The 1100-nt window shown below is 52.7% G+C and carries 1 protein-coding gene; it reads right to left on the bottom strand.

Annotated features, from left to right (window positions below):
• Positions 1–23: 23 nt before the first annotated feature.
• Positions 24–974, bottom strand: coding sequence for an IS110 family transposase (locus tag ACYASU_RS20370; protein WP_463583858.1), 951 nt, complete (start codon positions 972–974; stop codon positions 24–26).
• Positions 975–1100 lie beyond the last annotated feature (126 nt).

The following is a 1100-nucleotide window of genomic DNA, read 5'->3' as shown; positions in this document are numbered from 1 at the left end:
TGTGGGAGATTCTATGGTTGTCATCAAGCCAAAATCCCCCCTTTCGGTTGATATTCGCTCTGATTTTTCATCAGGGAGAACGCGATCCGAGCGAGTTTGCGGCCAAGCATGACAAGCACCTGGGTAGTCGCTTTTCCACTGCCCAGATGTTTGTTGTAGAACGCTTTCCAGGCAATTGATCGGCTGGCCGACATGGCCGCGTTGTGCAGTAATCGACGAACTTCCGAGCACCCTCGCTTAGTTAAGGATCTACGGCCATTTTTTTGGCCCGAGTCACTCACCCTCAGATCCATGCCCAAAAAAGCGATGAAAGAGTCGCCGCTGTTAAAGTCGCCTCGGTTGTACGCCATGACCAAAGCGGTTGCAGTGAGAAAACCGATACCCTCGATCGCTTGGCAGCGAGCGACTTCTTCCAGCAAGCCGGCTTCGCGCAATACATCTTTGAGTTTCTTCTGAACCAGCAGGTCCAGGCGTTCAACGGACTTGAGAAAAGTGGCGAACACAGCCTTCAAACTGGCGTCATTTGCCCAGCTCTGGGTCAGGCTGGTTTTGGCCTGAACCAGCGAAGCCCTGCGCCGCAGAAGGCTTTGCAGCTTGCCGTAGACGGCGGGAGGTGGAGTCCAGGGGCGTAAATCTTCGCCTTCGTTTTTCAGATAACGGGCAAGAAGACGAGCATCGGAGGCGTCCGTTTTACTGCGCACGCCAACACTTTTACGGTAATTACTCAGCTGATAGCCATCAATGATGTAAACGTCGAAACCCGCCTCATAAGCCAGCTCGATCAGGTCGATGTGATAAACATTTGTTGCTTCAACTGCAATCGCGGTGGGCCTCGGCAACGTTTTAAGCCAGCGCTTTATGGCGGGCTTGTCGTTGGTTATCGAGGTGAGCAAATCCTGATCTGGCTCGTAAATAACGAGTTCAATTTTGGCGACATCCACGCCCACGATTGACTTCGAAACGTGCATTGCCATGGACACTTCTCCACGTTAAGGTTTTACGGCTTGGAGGGGTTTCACCCAGAGGCGCAGGCTTGTTTCTATCGTCGCTTGAACGAAGCATTCTTTATCGGCGCTTTTGGTGGAAGGGGTGGGGCGAGG

It is taken from the genome of Pseudomonas sp. HP_12 (genome assembly GCF_055283955.1).
This window is presented reverse-complemented; position numbering and strand designations above follow the sequence as displayed.